Source organism: Salinibaculum rarum (assembly GCF_030505615.1).
Lineage (GTDB): Archaea > Halobacteriota > Halobacteria > Halobacteriales > Haloarculaceae > Salinibaculum > Salinibaculum rarum.
Window position 1 is genome coordinate 2173346 of record NZ_CP129992.1, and the last position, 23430, is coordinate 2196775.

The window sequence follows — 23430 nt, forward strand, 5'->3', positions numbered from 1 at the left end:
TTGAAGACTATTTTGGGTGGGTAAGCAACATCAGGATGTTCTATCTCGCTCAAGAGAAGCCATTTCCGGTGCGTTTGCAGTCTTATTCAAACGATAACAGACGCTGTACTGGTTAGAAAATCGCCAAAAGAGTCATTACAGGGGCACTCTTGTTCCGATTAACGACACAATGCCTATTGACGCCGGTGACGCGCTTGTCGAAGCCCTCCACGAACATAACCCCTGGTGGGAAGCACAGAGCGACGCCTTCGACTTGCCTGCCCGCCAGAAAAGTGATTTCTACCACCTCGTCCGACCCGACGAGCCAGACAGTCAATTCGAAGACCAGCAGCTACTCGGTCTAGTCGGCCGTCGCGGTGTCGGCAAAACAACGCTCCTCCACCAGTTCATCCACCACCAAATCGAAGCAGGTGCCGCCCCCGAACAATTCCTCTACCTTCCCTTTGACGCCAATCCACTCTACCAACTCCGATCGGACGAACAACTCAAACGCGCAATCCGATACTACGAAAGTCGCATCCAAGGCCGACTGACCGACGACCAACCGCACTTCATCTTCTTAGACGACGTTCACGAGATCGAACACGCGAACAAGCCGAGCATCGACGGGTGGGGTGTCCCCGTTTCAGAACTTATCGAAGACACGCCCTCTCGACACGTTATCGTAACAGCCAGTGCTGGCGTCCAAGTCGAGCGCGAACTCGAAAATAGCGGCGTCCCAACCGACGAGTACGCTGTGCAACCGATTCTCCCTGAGAAATTCCGGGATTACCTCTACACACTCTATCCAGACTTGGAAAACGGAGAGTCCCGTGTCAGCCCGAGTTCGCTACGGGCTGGTGAGAACAGTCTTCCAACCGCAATACAGCAACGCGACGCAACTCCAGTCGTTGAGGACCTCCGACAGAAGTACGAGCAAGTCACAGATGTCGAGCGCCGCATCCAATCACAGGTCGTTGACTACCTTTCGATGGGTGGGATAATCAGTTACGAACGTGACGGAGCTGTCGAGTCAGCAGCTGACCTGACTCCTGAGGATTACACGCGTCTCCGAGAAACCGTGCGGCAAGCACTGTATCAGGAAGTTCCTGGCTTCGAATCGATTCAAACAATTGCAGACCTCGAACGACTCTGTGCACTGGCAGCCCGGAATCGAGCCGCCGAGCCGTTTCGCTACCAAGAACTCGTCGAATTGTTCGACGTGGATCGCAGAACGATTGCCGATAGTTACCTCCCGGCGCTGGCTGAACTATACATCTTGACTGGTGTTACAGAATACGACAATAGTCGGCCGCGGGCAGTCAGACTCTACCTCCGCGATACTGGATTGGTGACCGCTTTAGCGGACGGGGATGCAGCGACCGTGCGTAACGACTTCGAACGTGAAGCCGAGCTTGCTCGCGTTGGAGCGTTTGACCACACGATGCGATTCGCGTACGGCATCAACGCAAAGCAAGGCAACACCACGACGCCTTCCGTCCAGTATTGGCGCGGACGGAACGGCGAAGTTGATTTTGTCTTCGAGGTAGATGGGACACCCGTTCCAATCGGGCTCGCCTACCGGTCACGCGACCGCGACGCAGCCTTGGCTGCAGTCCAGGAATTCAAAGAAGCATACGACGCCCCGGTCGGCTTCCTCCTCGCAGGAGACACTGTCCGTGAGAATCAACCGATTCAGCAGGTTAAACCTGGAGTAATTCAACTGCCGTACTGGCTGTACCTACTCCTCTGCTAGATAACGCCAGCCTTGACTTCCTCCCCGCCGTGAACGGCGAGGATTCCTCCGTGGGTAATCCAACCAGTTGGTTACCCCGGCTGTGAACTTGCGGGTTCGCTAACGCTGGTTTGGTCAACTGACCACGACTGTTCCCCAAAATCGGCGGGTGTCCACTCGTGGTCGTTCCACTGCCAGTACGCCCCCTCGTGGGGTGCGTCCCTGCCGCGTTCAGCAGACAGGGCAGCGGGCCGAGCCATCGGCCCAACTTCAGACTGCAACAGGTTCCACGCCCCGGCAACATCCGCGTGCGCCGCTAAATCGCACGCTTCACATCTGAACGAATCTCCACTTCGAGTGACTGCAGCACTCCCGCACGACGGGCACTCACTACTCGAATCGTATTCATCAGTCTCCATCACTGTGATACCGATGTCGCCGAGCGTGAGTTTAATCCGGGCAATGAGTTGGCGGTGTGACCAGAACGCGTGTGTCTTCTCGTTCACATCGGTAGACCAGTGCGTCGAAAGTACAGCGGTTAAGTCACCGATGTACACTGTGTCGATGTTTCGTTCAAGCAACCACTCGGCGACGTGTTTCACCGCGGCATCGCGGCTATGATCACGTTGTCGTGACCGGGCATCGAACACTCGTTGGATCTGCTTACTCGTGTACTGGTCGTCCGGGAGTCCGGCTTGGAGTGTTGCGATTCGTTCCGACTGCTGCTGGAACCGTTCAAACTCGGGACGGGCGTGGTACACAGTTGTATCGCCGGTTTCTGTGACGACCGCCAGCGTGTTGTTTGCGCCGACGTCGATAGCGGCTGAGTGCGTCGTGTTCTCGGTGTTGAGTGTATGAGTGAATGCAGCCTGCCGCTGTTCTTTGAGATCGTCTGGTTGAATGCGGACAGGATGCTGGACACGAAGCGTCTCAGCGTGCTCCTCGTAGATGAGTTCCAATCGACTGTCGTCACCACGCCACTGCGGATTACCACGCACTTCGAGCGTCACACGCTCGTTGTGATCGAAGTCGTACCGGTCTTCGAGGACGTCACCGACACCGAATTCGACTGTACTCTTGTCTTCATTCCAGTCGAAGTCGTACAGGTCGTTGCGGACGAGGCCGTGCAAGTCGTAGCCGTCGTCACGATTCCCCCAATACCCGGGTGGTGACGGTTTCTCCGTCACGGCTTGGTTTGACTCGTCACGGGACAGTGAGAGCAGTTCGAAGTGGCTGCGCCAGGCGTCACTGTTTTTCCGGGCGAGTTGCTGGCACGTCGCTTTCCCAAGCAGGGGGACGTATTGTTCGTACAGGTCGGTGTATTCGGCGTCCCATACGTCGCCGTCTTCGTCGAAGTATTGTTGACGGCGACGGTAGTTGATTTGATTCCAGAGTGGGGCGTGTGCGGCCAGCCAGTCGAACAGGCACTCCCGATACCGGTCGTTGACCGGGTCGGCAGTGTACGTGTTCGTTCGTTGTGGCCGGTCGCTCACACGTCAATATGTAGTGTCTATTAGTATAAACGTGTGGATTACGGGTGGTCTAAGTCTGGTGGTTTTCTGCATATCATGTCGGATTCATCCCCGCGCTAAAGCGCGAGGCTTTCCCCTTGAATCCCCGTAATGAGTCCAAACAGGAGCAAGAGTACAGCCAAGAGGACACACCCGGCTACGAGCGGCGTGTTTTCCATAGCCTTCTCGTGAACCGGCATCTGCTCGTACTCGGCGCGGAACTGCTCTCGGTTCTCGTCGTCGTAGAAGTACTTCGTCCGGAGCGCGAACCGTTCAGTGACAGCACAGCCCGTACAGACTGGTGTCTCCTCTAGGCGCTCGGTTTTGATATGGTCGGGGCAGTTGATGCTCCCGCAGTTGGCACAGTACGTGTAGTCGGTATCCACTCCGTCAGTGCCACACTGCACACAGCGGTGGATACCGTCTTCAACAGTCACGCGTGATGGGCCGGCAGCGTAGTACTCTAGCGGGTATGAGTACTCGCCGAGGTGAGTCGTCTGGCGCACGTCAGGCAGGTAGACTGGCGTAATCGACTGCACTGAGACGTCCGACTGGTTGGGCTCGCAGGTCTTGTTGTACGTGACGTTGTTGTCTCCAGTGTATGTGACCGTCGTCGTGTGACGGTCACGCAGACGGCCGACCGCCCACTCCTTGTATTCGGTTTCAGTCTGGCCGAAGCGGTGTACGTCAACAGCATCAAACACCTCGCTGAATGCATCCTCGTCGAGTTCCGTCGTTTGACGGCGGTTCTCTTCGACGAGTCGCCGGACAGAGCCCTGCATAATCTCGGGGTGGCCACGCTCGGCGTGGACGACGAACTGGTCGGTCTGGTCGATACGATGAATGACCCCGACTGACGTTTCGAAGACAGCGTTCACGTCGGCCGTAATCAGCACGACCGGTTGAAACTCAGCCCGGGAGTCCGGTGTCGGAAGATCGGCGGTCTCGATGTTGTCGATGTCTCGGAACGACTCGCGGACGGGCGCGGCCGCGTCTGCGGTCGGGTCAAACGGCCGAAGCGTTTCCTCGCAGATGATTTCGATGCGGCCGTTGTAGAGGTCCAGCCCGATGTCGTCGGCAATCCCTCGGAGGTCGGTGCCGTCGATGAGTTCGATGGGGAACGGGTCGCCGGCCTGTCGGAGCCCCGAAGCGTACTCCTCGGCCGGGCGGGTGAACCGACCGGTCGTGACGACCATGCCACGCTTGGGCCCGTCGAAGTCAAACGTAGCGACTGCGGAGTGAAGCTTCTGGACGACCGGACGGCCAACGGTATCGGTGTGCTTGCACTCCACGACGACAGCCCGCCGCTGGCCGTCAACGACCTCTTCCATCATGATGTCCCGGCCCTCGTCGGCGGTTCGAGACGCTTGCCGGACGTTTTCGTATCCGAGGTTTCGGAACACGTCCTCCATCAGGTCCTCGAACTCGAACCCGGAGAGGTCGTCAAGTAGTTCCGCGTCGCTCATCACCTACGTCGTATCCCGCTTCGACTAAATGAATTTGTATAGCTCTGCTGAACTGAGAAAGCGCGCTGGTGGCGTCATCAACTCATCGTCACCGGCGCGAACGAAGAGGGGTCGAGAACACCATCTCCTGAGAGTCCGAGTGGCCGACTGCCAGCACGACCATATCGCAGGGAGTCCACACAGTGGCCCTGTATCTCCCCTGAAACCAATTGCCGCAGAATTCGTTGAACAGGTCATACAGCGTTGATTGAAGCTTGTGCTTCCAGAGTGATTTTTCCGGAGTGTTCCGACGTAGTCGCGCACGTATCGAGGTCACACCTAAAACACGACGTGTAGAGAATTATCGACATACCCCACTACGGTAATATTCGACCCCTGAACCAGCTACTGCCTTTACATATTTGAGCCATACCAAATTATTTGAGTTACGCAGTACAAGAGATAGTACGATGACTGCCTCGGCACCGGAATCATGGACAGAGAGCATGAGTGGGCGTGAGCGCGTCCGACACGTCGTAGAGTTACTGGAAGAACCCACAGCAGTCCAAGAGATTGCGGACCGAGCAGAGGTCTCGCGCGCGACTGCCGACGACGAACTCCAGCGACTGCAAAGTGATGATTGGGTCACCGAAACAACTGTTGACGGAACGAAGGCATACGATCTCAACCCGGTGCGGATGCTCTTTGACGAAGTCACCGACCTGATTAAGGAGTACTCGCGCGAGGAACTGGAACGTCAGCTCACGGAACTGAAAAAAGAACAAGAAGACCTAGTTACCGAGTACGACGCCGAATCACTGGACGAATTCCGCGACCAACTCGTGGAAGAGGACCTCTCGGCAGCACAACTCCGCGAGCACCGCAACGTGATTGCGACGTGGGAGGCACTCAACACGGAGCTCGGGCTCGTGAAACACGCTCTCCAGCTGTACGATGACGTCGTTGAGCTTTCTTCACCGCGCACTGACGCATCTTCACCGCTCGCCTAATGGTCGTCTTTCTTGCGAACCGGTCGAATTTGCAGAGCAAGCGGCTTCACGACCGTATTCAGAATCGGCTCACCGGCGAGTTCGATACCGTTCGACGCCGACGAGCCGAGCCGCGCGAAACAGGACCGTACCGTGTCGTTGGCGAGGTGAACCCACGGCAGTATTTCAGCGACGCCGAGTACCCAACGACAACAGCCCGTATAGAGATCGGCTTTCAGTTGCGAACAACAGCGTCGTACGAGTATTACTGGATCAACTGGATAGAGCCAGACCGAAGCCTGCTCGTCGGCTGGCATCAAGACGATACGCACGACGATGTCGGACCGGTCCACCTTCAGATCAACGACGGTACGACAACTGTTGCCCACCAACCAGCGGAATTTATCGACTCACACCCGCTTGATGTCCTTGCGCATCGACTGGCATCCCTCCAAGACGCGGTTTCGTCCGTTGAATGGGAGAATGGACGACCCGTTGGATTCAACACCACTACGTCAGCTGGTGAGTAGCACACTCAATCCGGCGAAATGACCTCTCTCAGCCTAGCCGGAGATATTCAGTCTGTTAGCTCTCGAAGGACCTCATCACCACGGTCAGTCGTGACGTAGTACGTGTGCTTCCGGTGCGTCTCGTCCTTTGGCTTGAGTTTCCGCTCAGTTCCTTTGATCGTTGAGCCTTCGTACTCGGTGACGAGGCCGACTTGCCGGAGCGCCCGATAGAGGTGCCGGACGTATTCGAACTCCATCTCTAACTCTTCAGCAGTCATCCGCGGATAGTCTGGACCGCCCCGAGCCAGTCGCTGAACAAGCGTCTGTCCGTCAGGCAGGTGCCGAAGGACGTTTAGTTGACCCTCGCGCTCGTCGAGAAATCGGAGGAGATGGTCACCATCCCGCGAGAGTCGATAGTAGGTGTGGTGCTGGCGAACCTCGTCGGCCTGCTTGGCTTTGACGCGTCGCTGTTTGACCGTTCCCGACTCGACGCGTTCCAGTAACCCTGCAGTTTCCATTTTTTGACAGAGCGACTCGACGTGTTTGCGCTCTGCGTCAAGGTGGCCTGCCATCGAGCGCGGATAGTTCCCCTCGACGGCGTCAAGGTGGTAGCAGACGAGGTACGCAACGGGGTCAGCCGGAAGCGGTGCCAGTTGACCGACGATTTGTTCCTTGCGTTCGAGTTCGGCTTCAAGTTTCTTGGCCCGCTCGTACCGGGATTGAGCGTTACTTGCAGGATCAATGTCGAGGTCAAGAGTGACGTCGAGTGACTCTCCGTGGGGCGTATCGAGTGTGACTGTGAGTTCGCCAGTCTCCCAATGGTCACCAGACTCACTGCGAGCCTGGTTGAGGGCGTCTTCGACCTGCTGATACCGCGTCATGATCGTGTCTGCTTCCAGCCGGAGACGATCAATCTCGGCCTGTGAAACCATCTTCACTGGAGTATAGAGACCAATTCGTTTGAATCCAATGTGTCTCGCACGTTGTATCCTTCATCGAGAAGTGAGGGACTAGCCCACACCCTCAACGCGCACGAAGACTGGTTTTCATCCCAAACCTGCCGGGCATCTTCAGCCGATATATAAGCATCCCTGTATTAATTGAAGACGAGAGTTAATCTGTGAAACCGCGATATGGTCATGCCCTCAGTAGGTCTTCCAGGCTGTGAGTCGGAAAATCCCACCCAAATCGAAATATTGGTTTGTTATATGATACTTTCACTCATGGCCTTTATACATACGTGGCTCTTTAAGATGTGTGTCTGACATGACGGACAAGAGTGACGTAGAGATAACAAGTAAGCTCCATGATACAGTAGGAGAACAGGTAGACGGGACTGTACGAGAACTAAGTGAGTTTCGTGATTGGATGGAAGATAAGGGCAAGTACCCTGACCGAGGGGTACCACTCTCTCAAGAATCATCGGGAAACTACATCAGTAGAATCGATCAGGTGTTCAGGTTCGTCATCGACAATCTGGACCCGGCAGACAAGACGAGACTCACGCATGACCAAGCAGACTGGATCATTAAGGCGCTAAATCGAGATTGGATTCTGAGACAAGACGGCGACGAATACTCAGAAAACGGCAAACGAAAGTTTTCCAACACGCTAAACAAGTATTTTGATTGGCGTCACGACCAGTTTGGTGACGACCAGTGGCGGCCACGAATCAAGTTCAGCGACGGCGAGCACGAAAGCGCGGACAAACTGAACTTCAAAGAACGCTGGCTGGTACGTGAAACGGCGAAAGACTACGGATCACTTCCATCCTACTACGAAACCAGCGAAGAAAAACGTGAAAAGATCAACAGTCTCGTCGCGCAACGTATTGGAAAACCGAAAGACGAGATCACACGGAAAGATTGGGAGCGAGCAGACTCAAGCACGAAGGTTGCATCTTTGATTGCGGTCGCGCTTGAAACAGGAATCATCCCAATTGAGGTTGAGCGAGCGAAGACGACGTGGTACGACAGAGAGCGCAACGTCCTGAAAATCACGAAGGAGGAGTCCGGGAAAGACCGTCCATCGACGGAGTTGCCGCTGACTGAGGAAACCGGAGAGTTACTCGTGGAGTGGATACAGGAGCGTCGATACTACGAAAAGTATGACGACACGGACCTGCTCTGGCTCAACCAGGATGGGAATTCATACGATTCGAAGAACCTCTGTTACTTACTGAGACGACTGTGTGAAGAGGCAGGTATTGACCACGAAAACCGGAAGATCGTGTGGTACAGTCTCCGTCACAATCTCGGGCAATCAATGGAAGAAACCGAGGACTTGTCGCAGGCTAAAGACCAGTTGCGTCACGACCACATTGAAACGACAAAAAACACCTACGGAGAATCCAGCATCGAAAGTCGGCGTTACACGCTCGAAAAAATAAGCGAGACTGCGCGTCGAACTGCCGAAGACCCGGACTTCAACCCGTACGGCGATGAAGACGTTACACCTACCTCAGAATCACAGAACAACGGTTCCACCCAATCGACATCTCGGGAGGTCGACACCACCGTATCGGCATCTCGGGACGACACCAGTTCGTCGACACCGTCTTCAACGAAACACATTGACGTCGTCATTGACGACACGCAGGACGCCAAAGTGGACATCACGCGACAAATCCTAGCTGACGACATTTAACGTCGATTCGTCAGAACCGCAGGGGTCACCCCATGCGGTCTAACGCGTCCTGCCGGTCCTCAACGGGTGCTTGATCGTACTTCATCGTCGTTTCCGGACTCTTGTGTCTGAGTTGCGCTTGTGCAGCAGCGAGATCTTCCTCACGCGTCATATATGTCCCCGTCGAGTGCCGGATTGAGTACCAGCTCATCTGCCGGTCGGCGTACGGAATGTCTGCTTCGTCACAGAGCCGCCGAAGGACTTTCCGCAATGCCGAGGAGCCGTACGTATTCCCGCGTCGCGTCAGCCAAATAGCATCCGTGTCGTCGTACTTTGGGTCGGCTTGGCGCTGTTCGAGCCATCGGTCCAGCGTTTCTGCCGTCCGGTCTTGCAGGCCGACAATCCAATGCCCAATGTTTTTCGACGACTGCTCTTTTGGGATGCGAAGCACGGAGTTCTCGATATCAACCCAACTCGTTACGGCGCGCTCAACCTCAATTGGACGGAGACCTGCGTCGAGACTTACTGCAACGAGGCTCGGGATTTTCCAACCGTTCACGTTCTCCCAATCAGCAGGCGTCACCGACGACTTCGGTTTTTCCAAGCGCTGTGCGAGGTACGCTTTCCACCGGTCGCGTTCCTGAGGGTCGAGCGATTCGTACGCCGGGACACTCCCGTATTCGAGTGCGGCTTCCCTGATCAGCCCGCGTTCTTCTCGGGTGAGATAATCACGCGGTGTCGTCGTCTTGTGACCCGTACTGAATGACAACTCAGGTTCCCATTCGTCGAGGCCCTGCTCATGTGCGCGCCACTTGAACAGCATCTGGACTGCCTTCCGACAGTTATCCTTGTGCGCGTTCGATTTGTCCTGTCTGGCGAGCCACATCAAGTAGGCGTCAGCATGCTCGTGGGTAACGTTCGACGTGTATCCGCCTTCCCGGTTCCACACCCATCGGTAGAACTGATCCATACGATGCGCGCGGGTTTTGACTGTTGTCCGTGCGTATCCATCGGCTTTCTCCGGGTCCTTCCCAAACACGAGGAGCCATTCGAGGCATTGTTCGCGCTGGTTTCGATAGTCGATCTGTTGGCGTTCATTGAGGCGGTCGGCAGCGGGTTCGGTGACGACTGTAATCCCTTCGAGAGGGGTCGTTGCCTTTTCGGAATTTGTCATTGCCTCACACCTCGTAGGGGAACCCACGTCCTTGCCCGTCGATTTTCCCAATCGCAAGACTGCGCGGGATTGAGTAAACTGTACTTGCTTGCCGCCGCTATATGGCTAATCGCAAGACGGCGGCAGGATGAATCGGTACATCGAACCGGCTTGCCCGTGACCATGATTTAATTTCACCATTGCTCACGGTCGAAAACTACGGGACGGCGAAAGGATAGAGATGCTCCGTCAGGGATTCGAACCCTGGTCCTTGCCGTGAGAGGGCAAGATGATTGGCCGGACTACACCAACGGAGCGGCGTGCAATCCTCAGTAGCGACGAGTTACGTTTAACAATTGCGCTTCGGGCCGGCGGTGTGAGGCACTCTCACTCGTCGTCGAACGGGGAACCGACGGCGTCGGGTTCCTCGCCGGCCTTGCTGATGATGTTCTCCCGTCCGACCCGGAGTTTGCTTATTAGCTCCTCGTCTTCCATCTCGGAGAGAAGCATGCTGACTTTCGATTTTGACCACTCGGTGTTTTCGACGATGTTGACCTGTTTCATCCGGCCGCCGTTATCGTCGAGCAATTGCAACACGCGGTCCTCGTCCGAGAGGAGTTCTTCCTCGGGAACGGCTGGCTCAGGCGCGTTGTCGACCGTAGACGCCGCGGCGGCTTCTGTTGTCGTTTCGGCGTCTCCCTCGTCCTGTTGACGGAGGGTCTCCAGGATGCCCGAGTACCATGCGACGATGGCTCCGACCACGAGCAAGACGAGAAGCCCGAGCACGAGCGAGCCCGGACCGAACTCGCTGGACAGCGTATCGGCCGGTGTCGTTGGTCCGGACTGGGCCGCGCCGATTGCATCGGGGCGGACCATGACAACTTTGGGGCGTCGGTCGGCGAACTCCCGTTCGCCCTGGTATTCGATGGTCTCACTGGCGGTCAGATTGCCGACAGTTCCCAGCTGGTCGGGGCCGGGCTCTGTCTCCGATACGAATCGGAGATTCGGCCCGCGAGCAAAGACCAGCCGCTGGTCCGGCCCGACGTACATGCCGCCGGCGAAGACATCGTCGATGATGATTCCGCGGTCTGTCGTCCGTGCGAAGTTCGTCCACGTAAAGGACATCCGGAGGCGGCCGTAGACCCGGAACTGTTCGTCGACGGTCGCTTCCTTCGAGAACGCTTTCGCGTTCATCTCCCGGGTCGTCTCCTCCGAACCGAATGCAGTCAGCGCGCGAGCGCGGGTCTTGAACTTCCGATAGGTCTCCGTCTCGGCGCTGTTGAACTCGCTTGCGAACGTCTCAAACTCCGCTCGTTCGGAGGTGTTCGCTTCGAGAACGGTACTGTGTATTATCGTCCACCGCGCGGTCCCGTTCTCGTAGGCAGTGACGCGAAACTCCGTACTGTTGAATCCCTCCGGCGTACTCAGTTGCTGTGGGTCTTGCGTTTGAGGACTCGTACCGTCGCCGGCGGCACTGCTTACGGGGACGGCAGCACCGGCTATGAGAACCAACAACACGACTGCCACCCCGACGAACCACCGGCGTTGCATCTATCCTATACCACCCAAGGCCAGAATAAAAACACTGTGCCTGCGGTTGTTCTGGGCCTCACTCGGGGAGGGCGTCGGCGAGTGCCTCGACCGGATGCGGTGGCGCCGCCGAGTCGGTGACAGTGTTGTCGTCTGCCAGTTGCGAGCGACAGGAGGCACCGGGGGCGACGACCTGCTCGCCGGAACTGTTCGCGATCTGGTCGCCGAGCAGCCCGGCGATTGCCCGACTCATCGAGTAGTGTTCGGCCTCGTAGCCAAAGGATCCAGCCATGCCACAACAGCCCGAATCGAGCGCGTCGACGTCGTAGCCGGCCCGACGGAGAACACCGACAGCGTGGTGGTCTCGCTGTGTCGCTTTCTGATGGCAGTGTCCGTGATATGCCAGCGTTGTCGACGGGGCCTCGAAGTCGACGGTATCGTCGAGCCGATGGCGGTCGAGATACTCACAGACACCGTAGACGCTGGCCGCGACGCGCTCAACGTCGCCGTCACCGAGCAAGTCCAGATAGTCCGACTGGAACATCACAGCGTCGGAGGGCTCGACGACGACGACATCCCAGCCTGCATCGACGTGTGGCGCGAGTGCATCGACGTTCGTCCGTGCACGCCCCCGAGCGGTGTCCAGGAACCCCTTCGAGAACGCGGCGCGACCGCTCGGCCCCACGCCGGGGGCAAGCTGGACGTGGACGCCCGCGGCTTCGAGGACACGAACGGCGGCCTTCCCCGCCTCAGGGTGGTTGTAGTTCGTGTAGGTATCGGGGAACAACAGCGCCTTCCGGTGGGCGTCGGCTTCGGACACCGCCGGCTCTCGACCGTCGAGCCACTCCGAGAACGTCTGTCGGTGGAAGGTAGGCAGGTCGCGCTCCCGTGCGATACCGAGCAGTTTCTCGGCGACGACGCCGCTCCCGGGGAGGTTCTGTGCCCAGTTCGACAGCGGTGCCAGCGCGCTTCCGAGTGCGTTCACGCGGTCGACGTTCGCAAAGAGCCGGTCGCGCAGGCTCGTCCCGGCGTCTTCGTGGTGTTGGTGCTGAACTTCCGCTTTCAGCTTGGCCATGTCGACCTCGCTCGGACAGTCGTTCTTGCAGCCTTTACAGCCGATACAGAGGTCCAGCACCTCCTCGATAAACTCCGCGTCAGTGGGGTCTGCCGGCAAGTCGCCGCTCATCGCCTGTCGGAGCATGTTGGCCCGCCCGCGCGTGCTCGTGACTTCCTCGTTTGCGGCCCGATAGGTCGGACACATCACGCCGCCGGTCGTCGATTGCGGGCCGCGACACCCCCCACAGCCGTGACAGAGTTCGACCATCCCGGCCATGCCGTTGTCGTTGTCCCACTGTAACTGAGGGTCGAACCCGAGTTCGAAGTCGTAGTCGGGCGAGAATCGGAGGTTCTCGGTCAACTCGACGGCGTCGGCCCGCGCCGGCAGTTCACGCTCGTCGTCCTCGGGAACCTGCCCACAGACCTGCCCCGGATTTAGCAGCCAGTCGGGGTCGAACGCACTCTTCGTGTCCTTGAACAGTTCCCACATCTCCTGGCCGTAGAGTGACCTGTTGAGGCGACTCCGTGCCCGACCGTCACCGTGTTCGCCCGACACAGAGCCGCCGTACTCGACGACGAGGTCGGTCGCCCCCTCGGCGATGGCTTCCATCTGTTCGATTCCCTCGATGGTCTTCGTGTTGACCAGCGGCCGGATGTGGAGACACCCTGGTCCGGCGTGGGCGTAGAAACTGGCGAAGGTGCCGGTCTCCTCAAGCAACTCCTGAAAGTCCGCAACGAACTCGGGGAGACGGGCCGGCGGAACTGCAGTGTCCTCGATGAAACTGATGTGTTTCGCGTCGGTGGTCCGGCCGAGCAAGATTGGGAGGCCGCTCTTGCGGAGTTTCCAGAACCGCTCGCGCTCGGCGTTGTCGTGGGCCTCGTCACCCCCGAGTGCCCGTACCGGGTCGCCGGTCGCCTCGCTCGCTCCCGCGGACGGGACAGCCGTTGCCGTCACCGTCGGCATCCGGTCGGCGAGCAGGTCGGCAACCTTCTGTTTTCCCTCGCGGTCGCTCTCGGCGTAGAACTCGACGATCAGGACGGCTTCCGTCCCCTCGGGAACCATCTCGTCGACGAGTGGCCCGAACTCTCCGGTGTCCCGTGCCAACTCGAGGAGCACGTCGTCGAGTACCTCGACGGCCGCCGGGTCGTGTTCGAGAATCGGCGCGACGTCTTCCAGTGCCGTCAGCAGCGACTCGTAGCGCAACAGCGCCATCGACTTCGTCTCGGGAACCGGCTCCAGCGACACCGTCGCCTCCGTGACGATAGCCAGGGTTCCCTCGCTGCCTGCCAGCAGGCGCGCGAGGTTCACGGTCCCGCTGTCGGCCTCTTCGACGAGGCGGTCGAAGTTGTATCCCGAGACGTTGCGCTTCAGTTCCGGAAAGGCGCCCTCGACGGCCTCGCGTTCGTCGATGATAGTCGCGACGGCGTCGTAGATGCGGGCTCTGGCGTCGCCATCGGGGTCTGCCTGCTCGCGGAGTTTGTCGATGGGTATCTCGCCAAAGCGTGTGACCGTCCCGTCGGCGAGGACGGCTTCACACTCCTCGATGTACGCGTCTGTCTTGCCGTATTGCAGTGAGTGAGCGCCCGTCGAGTTGTTCCCGATGGCTCCGCCGAGTGCGCTCTTGTCGCCCCACGCGGGGTCGGGTGCGAACTTCAGGTCGTGGTCGGCCAGCATCTCGTTTAAATCACCAAGAAGCAACCCGGACTGGGCGCGGGCGGTCTGTGCTGCTGGGTCGACCTCCAGCAGTGCGTCCATGTGCCTGGTGAAATCGAGGACGACCGCTTCGTTGACAGATTGGCCGCCGAGACTGGTGCCGCCACCCCGGGGTAACACCGGAATCTCGCGGTCGGCGCAGTACTCCATCACCGCGGCCACGTCCGCCGTCGACTGCGGAAAGACGACGCCGATGGGCGTCACTTCGTACGCGCTGGCGTCTGTCGCGTACAACTGCCGGGAGTACTCGTCGAAGCGAACGTCACCCTCGACCCGTTCCCGAAGGGCCGTGACGAGTGCGGGTCGCGCTATCTCACCGCCGACGTAATCGTACTCCGTCCGCGGGTCCGCTGCCGGGTCCGCCGGACGGTCGCTCGTTCCCATATCTCGCCGTTTGGCTACTGGGAGAATAAAGCCACGCAACGAAAGGTGTCTTAGGGTGCGAGACGGTTCTTCCGGTGTTTCATCTCCTCGTTGTAGTACTCGAAGGTGATCGGACACCACTCCTCGGCAATGTCGAGGATATCCTCTGTCATCCCCCGAATCTCCCACTGTGCGTCCGCAGCGGCTCGCATATCGGCGACGTGCATCAGCATCCGGACGTTCATCGACATCACGATGTTGACTTTTGTCCCGATGGGAAGCACGAAGCGGGCATCTTCGGGTGGCATTCCGAGGTCGAGCAGGTCCTGATAGGATTCGACGGCGTTCTCGATGGCGTCTTTGAAGATTACCTCACGCTTGGCGACGTCCTCGTCGCTCACGTCGCCAGTCTTTTGATTGCGACCGACCCAGTCCGGGTCCTCGGCAGAGGGCGGGACGACGACCATCTCACCGTCGCGAACGTCGGCAGGGTCGACGTCGTCGAAGGAGACGTACCGCATCGACTGCACGTCGAAGGAGACGTGGCGGTGACGCGTGAGCTGGGCCATACACGACCGGGAGACGCCCTTGATGGCGAAGGTGGCGTGTGGGTGTTCGAACGGCCCGAAGTGGCCGTGCTGGAGCAGATGGTGGATGAGCGTCTCCATTTTCTCTTCTGTGGTGTCGCCGCCGGTTGTCTCCATGGCCTCCTCGAAAGAGACGTCGCCGACAAACTCCGACATGTAATCGTTGCGGGCACCCTGACAGATGAGACGTTCCGGGTCCTCGGTGGCTTCGAGTAACTGGACCTCCATACAACCGCGGCGGAACCGGAGCGGCATAAAATACGATGGTCCTACTCAGACCTCGACCCACTCGGACGGCGTTGGCTCGATGCCCAGCAGCCGCGCTTCCCGGGTCCCCTCACTGTTACGGAGTTCGAGGAGGCCGTCGAAGGCCTGCTTGATGACCTGCAACGTCTGCTCGTCGTGGGCCGTCGAGTCGATGGCAAACAGGCCGAGATACGACGCGGAATCGAGCCGCGAGGACAGGACGTGGCAGAACTTGAAGACCGTCTGTTTGTCCGTGTAGGTAATCATCGTCGAGAGATTCGCCAGGCCGAGCCGCCCCTCGTCGATGCCGGCGTTGTGGAGGCGGTCGAAACACTCCGTGATGCCAATCCCGATGCCGGTCATGTCTGCGGGGCCGCTGACACGGTTGACATACGCGCCGTCATCGCGCTGGAACCCCTCGCGGTCGCTGTCGGTCCGGCAGTCGATTGCACAGAGCCTGTCGCTGCTGGCATCGTCCGCACGCTCGCGAATCTCGTCGATGACGTCCTCGGCACGACCCCCCGTCGTGACGGCGACGGCACCCTCTCCGCTCTGTGCCCCTTCGGCCAGTGATTCGAAGAGCAACTCCTCTTTGCCTGTCATCGCTGGCCCGGACACGAGGATACTCGTCCCGGGCTGAACCGACGCCGCCGCATCAATACCGATGCTCTCTGAGAGGTCGTACATGTTCTGGTCAGAACCCATCTCGCTCGTTTAGTTCCCGAATTGTTGCGACGAAATCCTCGTCGTCCTCGATACCACCGAGCGTCTCCGAGAGGTCGTCCCGGAGTTCGTCAATCTCGGCCCTGAGGCTGTCGTACTCGCTGCTTTCTGCCAGTTCCGCGCGGCTCTTTGTCGCTTCCAGGGTCGCCTGTTTTTCGACCAGCGAGTAGTACTCCTGAAGGAGACTGTCGTACTCCGAGCGTTCGAGCAAATTCTGGACTGTCGCTTCGAGTTCAGCGCTCTTGATGGGCTTCGAGAGATACGTATCAAAGCCCATCTCCAGAATGTCGAAGTCAGGCTCGACCGCAGAGACTATCGCGACCCGACAGTCCAGGTCGTCCGCTCTGATGTGTTCGAGCACTTCGTCGCCGGAGAGCCCCGGCATCATCCGGTCGAGCAACACGACGTCGATATCGGGGCCGAGTTTCTCCAGCCCTTCGTCGCCGTTCTGGGCCATCCGAATCTCGTAGTCCGTCTCCAGCCAGAGCCGGTAAGTCTCTGCTACGTCCGGTTCGTCTTCGACGATAAGTACGACAGCATCTTCGGAGTCAGACATCTGCGCTCCTCCGTGGCTTGTATTTCAGTACACATATCACTATGGGTAACTCTGCCGTCGCCGGACGGACTGGACCGACACCCCCAAGCCTCTCCCTGGCGAACGGAGAGTCATGATTCAGAATCTCGCCACTGGTCAGCAAGGGTTTACCAGCAACGTCTTTCTCGTCACCGGGGAGCGAACGGTTCTCGTCGACGTGGGCAACGACTTCGACGTCGTAAGTGCCACGCGCGAGTACGTCGACGACATCGACGCTGTCGTGCTCACGCACACCCACTACGACCACGTCGGGACGCTTGATGCCGTCGTCAATGCCTTCGATGTCGACGTGTGGGGCTATGAATCGGCGGTCGACGGTATCGACCACGAGATAGCTGACGGCGAGACGGTCCAGCTCGGCGACGACGATTACGTAGCACTGCACACGCCGGGGCACAAAAACGACCACCTCGCCTTTTATTCTGCGGAGGCTCAGACACTCTTTGCTGGCGACCTGATTTTCGCAAACGGCGGGTTCGGCCGGACCGACCTGGAAGAAGGGGACCGCGACCTGCTCGTCGACAGCGTCGGCCGTGTCATCGATACGGTCGACGAAAACCTCGCAGAGATGCACACCGGGCACGGTCCGAGCGTGACGACGAACCCGTTCACGGACATCGAACTGGCGCTACAGGCTGCCCGGATGCGAGCGTAATCGTTCTCAGGCCTCGATGCCGTCGGCGACAGCGAGCAACTGCTCGTAGGCGTGACCGTACGCATCCGCGACGGCAGCCGGTCGTTTCCGGTCGTCACTGGTCAGTGGTGGCAGCTGTGCCGTCCCAGCGGGGTCGAGGAGGTCGACCACCGACTCGACGCGTTCTTCGAGAGTTCCCGCCTTCGGGCTCCGGGTAGCTACCTCACAGGCGCGGATGTACCGGTCACCGTCGTAAAACCGGACCCGCAGCGGCTCGACGACAGCGACGGCATCGGGTGCAATCGACTGGAGTGGCCGGGCGATGTCACCGTAGGATTCGACGACGGCACGGCCGGTCGTTGCGACGGTTTCGCCGAGTTCCTCCAGCGCCGGGAGATGGTACTGTTCCATAGCGTCGTTGAGTTCCGGTACCGATTCGACGGCGACAGCATCAGCCAGGGGTAATCGCTCGCGGAGGAGGTCCGGTAGCTCGACGGTACCGTTGCGGACGTATCTGGAACCGACACGGTCGATGACGAACTCACGGCTGTCCTGTCCTAACAAGCCGGTGTCCGGGCCAGTCGAGGGCCGCCAGAGCCGGTGGACCGGATTGACGTCTTCCGGGTCGAACTGTCCCGGGCTTGCGGCCGCGAGCCGGCGGGCGTCCTTACCGTATAATCGACCACGTTCGGTGGCAGTCTGGACGTCGTCGTGGTCGAACCAGTAGTCGTTGCCGGCCCGCGGTTTGAACCCGACCGCACCGATGTGCTCGACGAGTCCGGTGGAGAACGTCGTCTTCCCAGCGTCGACCTGGTCGCCGCCGGCCACGAGAAGCGTCATACGTCGACGCCGTAGTAGCCCGGTTCGTCGTCCGTTCGCGGTTCTGCAAAGACGAACTCCTCGCTGTTTGTCAGCATCCACGGAATCGCCCAGTCCAGCAGAATCGCTTCAGTCTCGCCATCGAGGTCGGCGTCGGCATCGAGTCCCTGGAGTAGCCGCGAGATTTCGTAGATGGTGTACAGTTTGTCCTCGTCGAGGACCTCTGCTGGGTCACGGAACGAGAGCGGTCGCAAGTCGTCGAATTCGTCTTTAGCGACGGGCATATCTCCCCGTAGCTGCGTCGCGTGCCTAAACACACCGGTTTCCCGAGCCGACCACTTATTTGAGGCTGAAGGCCGAATGGTAGGACAATGGCCAGGTTGGACTTGGACGCCAGCGTCGTCGTCGATGCCCTCGATGCGGCGCTGGTGGTCGTAAGCGACGCTGGCGATATTCTCGATTACAACGACGCCTTTGCCGATATCGTCGCCGACGCCCCAACGACCGGCCAGGCCGAGACAACGCTGGAACACTATCCGACACTCCAGGCACGGCTCGAACGCCGCGAAGCGGGTATCGTCCCCATCGACACGGACACGGGGAAACGCTACTACCACCTCAAACCCTCCGAGATTGAAACCGAGGCCGCCGCTGGGGCGACACTCGTCGTCCTCCACGACGTGACCGAGCAGCAACGACAGTGCCAGGAACTCGAACGGCAGAACGAACAACTCGACAAGTTCGCGAGTCTCATCACACACGACCTCAGGAACCCGCTCGACGTCGCCATCGGGCGGACGAACGCCGTCGCGGAACTCGTCGACGACCCGGAGATAACGGCCCAAATCGAGGAGATTCAAGCCTCCCACAGCCGGATGGTCCGAATTATCCAGGACGTACTCACCCTCGCGCGGGAGGGACAGAGTATCGACAGTAAAAGCGACGTGTGCTTGGCGGCGACCGCAGAGCGCGCGTGGAATCACGTCGAGACAGACGGGGCACAGCTGGACGTTACCACGGAACAGAATGTACAGGCCGACGAGGAGCGACTGGCCCAGGTCTTCGAGAACCTCTTCCGGAACGCCGTCGAGCACTCTTCTGCGTCGGAGTCGGCTGTCCTCACGGTCACCGTCGGCGCACTCGAGGATGCCGCCGGATTCTACGTCGCCGACGACGGGCCGGGTATCAGGCAGGACGTGCGCGAGCGAGTGTTCGAAGCGGGTTTTTCGGACGAAGACGGCACGGGGCTGGGACTGGCTATCGTCTCGAACATCGCGGAGGCCCACGGGTGGGACGTGGCCGTAACCGAGTCCGAAGACGGCGGGGCGCGATTCGAGTTTACCGGCGTCGAACCAGCCGATAGTGCGTGAGAGCCGGCAGTCTCCTGGGCGGTCACGCACCGGCTCGAACCAGGGACGGGACCGGCCGAGTTAAGGGTCGGCCACCCGCATCGAGGAGTATGGACGTCATCCACGTCTGTCTGAACGTATCGGATGCAGACACCACCGCGCAGTGGTACATCGACCAGCTCGGCTTCGAGAAGTCCTGGGAGTTCACCACCGAGGACGGCGAGACGCGCAACGTCTACGTCGCCGACGGGAACGGCATCGAACTCCAGCTCTCGGACACAGAGGGCGAAGACGAGTTCGAGGCTGGAACCGCGTGGGACCACTTCGCGGTCAAAGTCGACGATGTCGACGCTGCCTTCGAAGACATCGAGAACCACGGCGTCGTCCAGGAACCGGCGCCCAACAAGCCGGCGGGAGCGCGAACGGCCTTCATCGAGGACCCCGACGGACACGTCGTCGAACTCGTCGAACCGCAGGAGTAGAATAAAAGAGACAGTCGGTCAGGCCAGCGCGTCGCGGAGCTTCTCTGCCGGGTGAGGCGGTTTCTCCGACCGGTTGTCACGGTCGCCCAGTTGCGTCCGACAGGACGCACCCGGTGCGACGACCGTCTCGCCGGGACTGTCGTCGACTTTCTCGAAGAGGATCTCGCCGATCGACTTCGAGAGTTCGTAGTGTTCTTCCTCGTAGCCGAAAGAGCCTGCCATCCCACAGCAACTGGAGTCGAGTGCGTCCACGTCGTAGCCGGCCTGCTGGAGGACCGCCGCCGCGTGGTGGTCCTTGTTCAGGGCCTTCTGGTTGCAGTGGCCGTGGTACGTGAGATACTCCTCGGGCGCATCGAAGTCGATGTCCTCGTAGACGCGGTGGGCGTGCAGGAACTCACAGACGCCGTAAGCGCCGGCACCGACACGCTCGACGGCCTGGCCGTCGAGCAAGTCGAGATACTCGTCCTGGAGCATCGCCGCGTCGGACGGTTCGACGAAGACCACGGAGTAGCCGTTCTCGATGTACGGCAGGAGAACCTGCACGTTGCGCCGGGCGCGGTCGTAGGCCTTGTCGAGTTTCCCCATCGAGAAGGCGGCACGACCCGTCGGGACCGTATCGTCCGGAATCTCGACGTGGATGTTGGCGGCTTCGAGCACTTCGACGGCCGCCTTGCCCGGTTCGGGGTAGCTGTAGTTGGTGAACGTGTCGGGGAACAGGACCACCTTGTCGTCGGCTTCGTCCGCCGAGACCTGGCTGTAGCGCTGGTCGAACCAGTCTTCGAGCGTTGTACTCGCGAAGTGCGGCAGCGAGCGCTCGGGTGCGATGCCGAGTTTTTCGGCGACGATATCCGAGCCGGGTAGTTCCTGTGCCCAGTTCGAGACGGGTGCGAGTGCGCTCCCGATTCGGGACACGGTGTCGATGTTGGCAAAGAGCCGTTCGCGGAGGGTCGTCCCTTCTTCTTGGTGGTACTCGTGTTTGACCTCGGCTTTCAGTTTGGCCATGTCGACGCCGGTCGGGCAGTCGCTCTTGCAGCCTTTACAGCCGACACAGAGGTCGAGTACTTCCTCCTGGAAGCGGTCGGAGTAGATTTCGTCTTCGGGGAGTTCCCCGCTGATTGCCGCGCGCAGCATGTTCGCGCGGCCACGGGTGGCCTGAATCTCCTCGCGTGACGCCCGGAACGTCGGACACATCGTGTTCGAATCGGTCTGCCGACAGGTCCCACAGCCGTTACACAGTTCGACGAGGTGGGAAAAGCCGCCCTCGTCGGCGAAGTCGAGCGAGGTCTGTGGTTCCAGGGACTGATACTCGGGACCGTAGCGGAGGTTCTCGCGCATGTCCGCGCCGACGCCGCGGTCGGCGTCCGGACCGACGTCATCTTCGCTCTCGCGGTAGACGACGTTGCCGGGATGCATCATCCATTCGGGGTCGAAAGCCGTCTTCACCTCTTTGAACGCCTGCCAGAGGTCTTCGCCGTACATCTTGGGGTTGAACTCCGTCCGGGCCATCCCGTCGCCGTGCTCACCGGAGAACGAACCGTGGTGTTTGAGCACGAGGTCGGTCACGTCCTCCGTGATGGAGTGCATCTTCTCGATGTCGTTTTCGGTCTTGAGATTGAGGATGGGACGGATGTGGAGTGTCCCGCTGCCCGCGTGCGCAAAGTACGCGGCGGACGTGTCGTGAGCCTCCAGCACTTCCTCGAACTCCGTGACGTACTCCGCTAGTTCCGCAGGCGGGACGGTGGCGTCTTCGATGAACGGGTACGGTTTCGGGTCGCCCTGAAGGCTCATCAAGAGTGGAATCGCTGCTTTTCGGAGTTCCCAGATGTCTGCCTGAGCCTCCTCGGTGTAGGCCTCGATGGCGTCGAAGGCGTCGCCGTTGTCGACGAAGTATTCGTTCGTCTCGGCGATGGCAGCCTCGAAGTCGTCGTGGAGTTCCGAGTCGTATTCGAGCATCAGCGCCGCTGCCGTCTCGTCCGGAATCGGCTCGGCGAACTCCGCGTAGCCGTCGGATTCGGCCGCCAGCCGGAACACCTCGTCGTCCATCAACTCGACGGCGCTCACCTCGAAGTTGAGCGCCTCTGGCACGGCCTCCATCGCGTCGACCAGACTGTCGAAACAGTACAGGACCAGCGCCGTCTCCTCGGGGACTGTCACCAGACCGATGGTCGCCTCGACGATGACGCCCAGCGTCGCCTCCGAGCCGACGTAGAGTTTGGCGAGGTTGATGACCTCCTCCCCGTCGTCGTTCTCGTAGATGACGCGGTCGAGGTTGTAGCCGCTGACGCGGCGCTTGAGTTCGGGGTATCGCTCCTCGATTTCGGCTTCGTTGTCCTCGACGAGCTGGCGGACTGTCTCGTAGATTTCGGCCTCGCGGTCGTCTTTCGAGACGATTTCCTCGTATTCCTCGCTGCCGAGGACGACTGGTCGCGCGTGAAGCAGCGACCCGTCGGGCAAAACAGCCTTTATCTCCTCGGTGTAGGCGTCCGTGATGCCGTAGCGCACCGAGTGTGCACCCGTCGAGTTGTTCCCGATAGACCCACCGATAGTCGCCCGGTTCGAGGAGGCCGGGTCCGGGGCGAACTTCAGGCCGTGCTCGGCGAGTTCGTCCTCCAGGTCGTCCTGGACGATGCCGGGCTGGACCGTCGCCTGCTGGGCTTCTAGGTCCACATCGAGCAGACCGTCCATGTGCCGGGACATATCGAGGACGATACAGCCTGGCCCGACAGACTGCCCGGCCAATGACGACCCCGCGCCACGCGGGAGAATCGGGACCTCGTGGTCGGTCGCGACCTCGACAGCGGCGCGCACGTCGTCGATGCTCTGGGGGATGACGACACCGGCAGGACGGGCCTGGTAGATGCTGCCGTCGGTGGCGTAGAGAATCTGTGCATACTCGTCGAATCGCACGTCCCCACGCACCGCCGCATCGAGGTCCGCAGCGAGGTCGACATACTCCGCTGCGGTTTCTCCTGGGTCGCGAGTGAATTGTGACGGATCACCGGGCGGATCTGCTGGCCGCGTGACAGTCTCGAACTCGTCAGTTGCCATATTTGGTACACTGTGACGATGCCAGTAAACCCTTATCACTCACTATGGCGTCAAAAGCATTGTTCAAAAATCACTACATTCGAAAATATCATTTCAATTCACATGCTGTCACCAGGGGTCATCTGGGTGGCAGGTGATACGGAGGCGTTGAGTCATCCTCTGGCGGCCGTTCTCCCTGTCCAATCAGCCGCATGATTAATATAGTGGGATGATAATGATTGGATTGGTATGTGTGAACATCATACCAGATGTGAACCACTCAACAAAAACCGGAGTGTACCAAGCATCCGGTATGGGACGAGTGAACGGGGAAGTGTGACAAATAAAGATTAAGAACC

The 23430-nt window shown here is 59.6% G+C and carries 19 protein-coding genes and 1 tRNA gene; 7 read left to right on the forward strand and 13 right to left on the reverse strand.

What is annotated here, in order from left to right:
* The first annotated feature begins 169 nt into the window (after positions 1 to 169).
* Entirely contained in the window at positions 170 to 1735 is a 1566-nt protein-coding gene (locus tag QYL91_RS11395; protein ID WP_302080621.1) for an ATP-binding protein, read from the forward strand.
* Positions 1736 to 1806: 71 nt separating this feature from the next.
* On the opposite strand, the gene QYL91_RS11400 is transcribed toward QYL91_RS11395, so the two are convergent.
* Complete coding sequence (locus QYL91_RS11400; RefSeq protein WP_302080622.1) at positions 1807 to 3207, reverse strand: transposase; 1401 nt, start codon at positions 3205 to 3207, stop codon at positions 1807 to 1809.
* 95 nt (positions 3208 to 3302) lie between these two features.
* A complete protein-coding gene (locus tag QYL91_RS11405) occupies positions 3303 to 4691 on the reverse strand; it encodes a restriction endonuclease (protein WP_302080623.1) in 1389 nt (462 codons plus the stop codon).
* A gap of 485 nt (positions 4692 to 5176) precedes the next feature.
* Between QYL91_RS11405 and QYL91_RS11410 the strand changes: the two genes are divergently transcribed.
* Together QYL91_RS11410 and QYL91_RS11415 are read left to right on the forward strand one after the other, a co-directional pair.
* Complete coding sequence (locus tag QYL91_RS11410) at positions 5177 to 5680, forward strand: DUF7342 family protein (protein ID WP_302080624.1); 504 nt, start codon at positions 5177 to 5179, stop codon at positions 5678 to 5680.
* Positions 5680 to 6189 carry a hypothetical protein gene (locus tag QYL91_RS11415; protein ID WP_302080625.1) on the forward strand — a complete coding sequence of 170 codons (510 nt, stop codon included), beginning with the start codon at positions 5680 to 5682 and terminating at the stop codon, positions 6187 to 6189. The genes QYL91_RS11410 and QYL91_RS11415 overlap by 1 nt, the downstream gene beginning before the upstream one ends.
* A 47-nt stretch (positions 6190 to 6236) precedes the next feature.
* On the opposite strand, the gene QYL91_RS11420 is transcribed toward QYL91_RS11415, so the two are convergent.
* Positions 6237 to 7100, reverse strand: a complete 864-nt coding sequence (locus QYL91_RS11420; protein ID WP_302080626.1) for a DUF2250 domain-containing protein — start codon at positions 7098 to 7100, stop codon at positions 6237 to 6239.
* Between the two features lie 334 nt (positions 7101 to 7434).
* Here QYL91_RS11420 and QYL91_RS11425 point away from each other — a divergent pair, with 334 nt between their 5' ends.
* Positions 7435 to 8814, forward strand: coding sequence for a tyrosine-type recombinase/integrase (locus QYL91_RS11425; protein WP_302080627.1), 1380 nt, complete (start codon positions 7435 to 7437; stop codon positions 8812 to 8814).
* 25 nt (positions 8815 to 8839) lie between these two features.
* On the opposite strand, the gene QYL91_RS11430 is transcribed toward QYL91_RS11425, so the two are convergent.
* From QYL91_RS11430 to QYL91_RS11460, 7 genes are all read right to left on the reverse strand, one after another.
* Positions 8840 to 9967: a tyrosine-type recombinase/integrase gene (locus tag QYL91_RS11430; protein WP_302080628.1), complete on the reverse strand. Its 1128-nt coding sequence runs from the start codon at positions 9965 to 9967 to the stop codon at positions 8840 to 8842.
* A gap of 221 nt (positions 9968 to 10188) precedes the next feature.
* Positions 10189 to 10263 (reverse strand) — tRNA-Glu (locus tag QYL91_RS11435).
* Positions 10264 to 10333: 70 nt separating this feature from the next.
* A complete protein-coding gene (locus QYL91_RS11440; RefSeq protein ID WP_302080629.1) occupies positions 10334 to 11497 on the reverse strand; it encodes a helix-turn-helix transcriptional regulator in 1164 nt (387 codons plus the stop codon).
* A 58-nt stretch (positions 11498 to 11555) separates the two neighbouring features.
* Positions 11556 to 14630 (reverse strand): FAD-binding and (Fe-S)-binding domain-containing protein, encoded by a 3075-nt coding sequence (locus QYL91_RS11445; protein ID WP_302080630.1) that lies wholly within the window; start codon positions 14628 to 14630, stop codon positions 11556 to 11558.
* Positions 14631 to 14680: 50 nt separating this feature from the next.
* On the reverse strand, positions 14681 to 15424 hold the full coding sequence (thyX, locus tag QYL91_RS11450) for an FAD-dependent thymidylate synthase (RefSeq protein ID WP_302080631.1): 744 nt from the start codon (positions 15422 to 15424) through the stop codon (positions 14681 to 14683).
* Positions 15425 to 15469: 45 nt separating this feature from the next.
* Entirely contained in the window at positions 15470 to 16147 is a 678-nt protein-coding gene (locus QYL91_RS11455; RefSeq protein ID WP_417750566.1) for a DUF7504 family protein, read from the reverse strand.
* Positions 16137 to 16721: a HalX domain-containing protein gene (locus QYL91_RS11460; RefSeq protein ID WP_302080632.1), complete on the reverse strand. Its 585-nt coding sequence runs from the start codon at positions 16719 to 16721 to the stop codon at positions 16137 to 16139. The genes QYL91_RS11455 and QYL91_RS11460 overlap by 11 nt, the downstream gene beginning before the upstream one ends.
* Positions 16722 to 16833: 112 nt before the next feature.
* Here QYL91_RS11460 and QYL91_RS11465 point away from each other — a divergent pair, with 112 nt between their 5' ends.
* A complete protein-coding gene (locus QYL91_RS11465) occupies positions 16834 to 17415 on the forward strand; it encodes an MBL fold metallo-hydrolase (RefSeq protein ID WP_302080633.1) in 582 nt (193 codons plus the stop codon).
* Positions 17416 to 17421: 6 nt separating this feature from the next.
* Here the strand turns inward: QYL91_RS11465 and QYL91_RS11470 are convergent, their stop codons facing one another.
* Positions 17422 to 18234, reverse strand: a complete 813-nt coding sequence (locus tag QYL91_RS11470) for an ATPase (protein ID WP_302080634.1) — start codon at positions 18232 to 18234, stop codon at positions 17422 to 17424.
* Positions 18231 to 18497, reverse strand: a complete 267-nt coding sequence (locus QYL91_RS11475; RefSeq protein ID WP_302080635.1) for a DUF5827 family protein — start codon at positions 18495 to 18497, stop codon at positions 18231 to 18233. The genes QYL91_RS11470 and QYL91_RS11475 overlap by 4 nt, the downstream gene beginning before the upstream one ends.
* An 87-nt stretch (positions 18498 to 18584) precedes the next feature.
* Here QYL91_RS11475 and QYL91_RS11480 point away from each other — a divergent pair, with 87 nt between their 5' ends.
* A complete protein-coding gene (locus tag QYL91_RS11480; RefSeq protein WP_302080636.1) occupies positions 18585 to 19583 on the forward strand; it encodes a sensor histidine kinase in 999 nt (332 codons plus the stop codon).
* A gap of 89 nt (positions 19584 to 19672) precedes the next feature.
* The gene (locus QYL91_RS11485; protein WP_302080637.1) at positions 19673 to 20044 is read left to right on the forward strand and encodes a VOC family protein; all 372 of its coding nucleotides are present in this window, start codon (positions 19673 to 19675) and stop codon (positions 20042 to 20044) included.
* A gap of 18 nt (positions 20045 to 20062) precedes the next feature.
* Here the strand turns inward: QYL91_RS11485 and QYL91_RS11490 are convergent, their stop codons facing one another.
* Complete coding sequence (locus tag QYL91_RS11490) at positions 20063 to 23092, reverse strand: FAD-binding and (Fe-S)-binding domain-containing protein (protein ID WP_302080638.1); 3030 nt, start codon at positions 23090 to 23092, stop codon at positions 20063 to 20065.
* Positions 23093 to 23430: the final 338 nt, after the last annotated feature.

Excerpts from the sequence above, each read along its gene's own strand:
- QYL91_RS11395 (WP_302080621.1), top strand. The coding sequence starts at position 170 with ATGCCTATTGACGCCGGTGACGCGCTTGTCGAAGCCCTCCACGAACAT.
- QYL91_RS11405 (WP_302080623.1), bottom strand. The coding sequence starts at position 4,691 with ATGAGCGACGCGGAACTACTTGACGACCTCTCCGGGTTCGAGTTCGAG.
- QYL91_RS11410 (WP_302080624.1), top strand. The coding sequence starts at position 5,177 with ATGAGTGGGCGTGAGCGCGTCCGACACGTCGTAGAGTTACTGGAAGAA.
- QYL91_RS11415 (WP_302080625.1), top strand. The coding sequence starts at position 5,680 with ATGGTCGTCTTTCTTGCGAACCGGTCGAATTTGCAGAGCAAGCGGCTT.
- QYL91_RS11420 (WP_302080626.1), bottom strand. The coding sequence starts at position 7,100 with ATGGTTTCACAGGCCGAGATTGATCGTCTCCGGCTGGAAGCAGACACG.
- QYL91_RS11425 (WP_302080627.1), top strand. The coding sequence starts at position 7,435 with ATGACGGACAAGAGTGACGTAGAGATAACAAGTAAGCTCCATGATACA.
- QYL91_RS11430 (WP_302080628.1), bottom strand. The coding sequence starts at position 9,967 with ATGACAAATTCCGAAAAGGCAACGACCCCTCTCGAAGGGATTACAGTC.
- QYL91_RS11440 (WP_302080629.1), bottom strand. The coding sequence starts at position 11,497 with ATGCAACGCCGGTGGTTCGTCGGGGTGGCAGTCGTGTTGTTGGTTCTC.
- QYL91_RS11445 (WP_302080630.1), bottom strand. The coding sequence starts at position 14,630 with ATGGGAACGAGCGACCGTCCGGCGGACCCGGCAGCGGACCCGCGGACG.
- thyX (WP_302080631.1), bottom strand. The coding sequence starts at position 15,424 with ATGGAGGTCCAGTTACTCGAAGCCACCGAGGACCCGGAACGTCTCATC.
- QYL91_RS11455 (WP_417750566.1), bottom strand. The coding sequence starts at position 16,147 with ATGGGTTCTGACCAGAACATGTACGACCTCTCAGAGAGCATCGGTATT.
- QYL91_RS11460 (WP_302080632.1), bottom strand. The coding sequence starts at position 16,721 with ATGTCTGACTCCGAAGATGCTGTCGTACTTATCGTCGAAGACGAACCG.
- QYL91_RS11465 (WP_302080633.1), top strand. The coding sequence starts at position 16,834 with ATGATTCAGAATCTCGCCACTGGTCAGCAAGGGTTTACCAGCAACGTC.
- QYL91_RS11470 (WP_302080634.1), bottom strand. The coding sequence starts at position 18,234 with ATGACGCTTCTCGTGGCCGGCGGCGACCAGGTCGACGCTGGGAAGACG.
- QYL91_RS11475 (WP_302080635.1), bottom strand. The coding sequence starts at position 18,497 with ATGCCCGTCGCTAAAGACGAATTCGACGACTTGCGACCGCTCTCGTTC.
- QYL91_RS11480 (WP_302080636.1), top strand. The coding sequence starts at position 18,585 with ATGGCCAGGTTGGACTTGGACGCCAGCGTCGTCGTCGATGCCCTCGAT.
- QYL91_RS11485 (WP_302080637.1), top strand. The coding sequence starts at position 19,673 with ATGGACGTCATCCACGTCTGTCTGAACGTATCGGATGCAGACACCACC.
- QYL91_RS11490 (WP_302080638.1), bottom strand. The coding sequence starts at position 23,092 with ATGGCAACTGACGAGTTCGAGACTGTCACGCGGCCAGCAGATCCGCCC.